This is a genomic window from Aeromonas sp. QDB54 (assembly GCF_027707385.1).
GTDB classification, from domain to species: domain Bacteria; phylum Pseudomonadota; class Gammaproteobacteria; order Enterobacterales; family Aeromonadaceae; genus Aeromonas; species Aeromonas hydrophila.
In genome coordinates this window covers 1-2,109 of the sequence record NZ_JAPCIT010000066.1, presented here as the reverse complement: position 1 = coordinate 2,109, position 2,109 = coordinate 1, and the positions used below count along the sequence as shown (strand labels likewise).

General features: G+C 48.6%; 2 protein-coding genes. Both read left to right on the top strand.

Annotation, left to right across the window (positions count from 1 at the left end; all coding sequences use genetic code 11):
• Positions 1-190: 190 nt before the first annotated feature.
• Positions 191-1,417, top strand: a complete 1,227-nt coding sequence (locus PG881_RS23780) for a hypothetical protein (RefSeq protein ID WP_270803287.1) — start codon at positions 191-193, stop codon at positions 1,415-1,417.
• 151 nt (positions 1,418-1,568) lie between these two features.
• Entirely contained in the window at positions 1,569-1,829 is a 261-nt protein-coding gene (locus PG881_RS23775) for a hypothetical protein (RefSeq protein ID WP_081250417.1), read from the top strand.
• Positions 1,830-2,109: the final 280 nt, after the last annotated feature.

The window sequence follows — 2,109 nt, the reverse complement described above, 5'->3', positions numbered from 1 at the left end:
AATCGGCTCAAACATGAAGAAATGAAATGACTGAGTCAGCCGAGAAGAATTTCCCCGCTTATTCGCACCTTCCTTAGCACTGCCTGCGGATTGCGAGGTATTTGAAACGGATCGTGAAGGGATAGAACGCTACGGCTGGCGTTTTTTTGCGGGGAAAGGCTATGAAGGCGACATCAAATGGATTCCAACCGTGATGGTCGGCGTCGCTAAAACCGCCGTCGCCAGAGCTAAAATGCTATCTGAAAATGCCCGACAACTGGCCAAGGGGATAGAGAAACACCCGGATAAATTTTACCGCCATGCTAACTGCCCTGATGTCGCTGATGATGAGCTGTTGACTATGGAGCAGGCCTGTATGGCACTCGGCCTTGTCTGTGAATCCAGAAAGCAATGCCATACCTCTCTTTATAGTCGAGGGTTAGCCCCAAAAAATGGTGTGCATACGCTAAATAGCCTGTGGCAACACACTATGGCGCGTTTGCCAGAAGGCTTCCCGTGGTTTGATAAAGAGAGGGGGATTAGGTACAGCGACGCCTTGTTTGCACTGAATGCAAATCAGTTCCACGGATATCGGGGATGCCTTCCGGTTGAATTACATAAGCCAACCAATAACTTCTTCAACCATGATCTGGCTCCTCGTGAGGCTCTGGATGGAAAACATGCCAGTATCTTTGATCGCCATGGTTACCGTACTGAAAACGGAGAACGGGTCAAATTGACCTCGCATCAGGCTCGACACCTGCTCAACACCATTGCCCAGCGTGGTGGACTGTCAAACCTGGAAATTGCCAAGTGGTCAGGGCGGGCTGATGTGAAACAAAATCGAACCTACAACCACATGACCGAATACGAACTGGTTGGCATGGCCGAACGCCTAGACCCCACAAAAGCGCTATTTGGGCCTGTTGGCGAGGTGGCAAAGCATCTGCCCGTGACTATGCAGGAGTTCAATACATTAGAGCATGCCGCAGTCCATGTGACGGAGTATGGCTACTGTGTGCATGATTACACCATGAGTCCCTGCGAGAAGTTCCGAGATTGCGTCAATTGTACTGAGCAAGTTTGTATCAAAGGCGATGATACAGAAAAGTTGGATCGAATTAAGAAACGTCTGGAGAAGTCGGAGCGACTGTTTTTTCTCGCTGATGCGGCAGTTGAAAGCGGCGAGATGGGTGCTGATCGCTGGTATCAGTACCACAAGAAAACCGTCACCCGGCTTCGGGAGCTAGTAGCTATTTTAGAGAATCCAGACATTGAAAATGGTGCCCAGATTAAGCTCCGTGGCAATGATTTCAGCCAGCTTCGCCGTGTTGCTGAAAAAAAGTCTATTGAGGCCATTGAGAAAAAAGGCAAAGAAAGCGAAGAAGCTGTGATGTTAGATGATTTGAAAACCTTGTTAGGGGGAGGCCTTGGCTAAGCATCTAGACAATAGAGACATTCATGCCATCGTGAATCTAATTCGAGGATGGCAGGAACCAAAACTCTCCTGGTCGGCAATCTGTGAGGCGGCAGAGCCATTGGTCGGAAAGTTGCCGTCAAGACAGTCCCTTAATGCGCATGAGGCAATAGTGACTGCCTATCAAACAAAGAAAGAGGCGCTTAAAGGCCGTGGCCCCAAAAATCCGCGTCCAGCTAGTTTGAACATCGCAGCTGCAAGGATTGTGAATCTTGAAAGTGAAATCGAGGAGCTTAAAGAGGAGAACCGGAGATACAAACAGCAGTTTGTGATCTGGCAATACAATGCATACAAGCATGGGATGAAAGAACATCAACTCAATGCACCGTTGACAACTATTGACCGTGAGCGTTCTGACGGTGAGAGGCGATAACATAGTATGGTGACGGGGCGGCGATGAATAGCAACTAGCTGGAAAAAGACATACTGACTGATATCAATGGGGTGAACAAAAACTGAGCATGCGTGCGGTTGCCCATATTGAATTGTGATACTTTTCGAATGAAGGTGCTAAATAGCTGTTCCGAATAGTAGATCACCGGAGGAAGGGAACTCAGTCCAGTTTGTGCGATCTGGTTAGTCGCTAAACAAAACAAGCCACACCCAAAGGACTGAGTTGATGCCTATCCTACCACCTCTGCCACGACCACAAC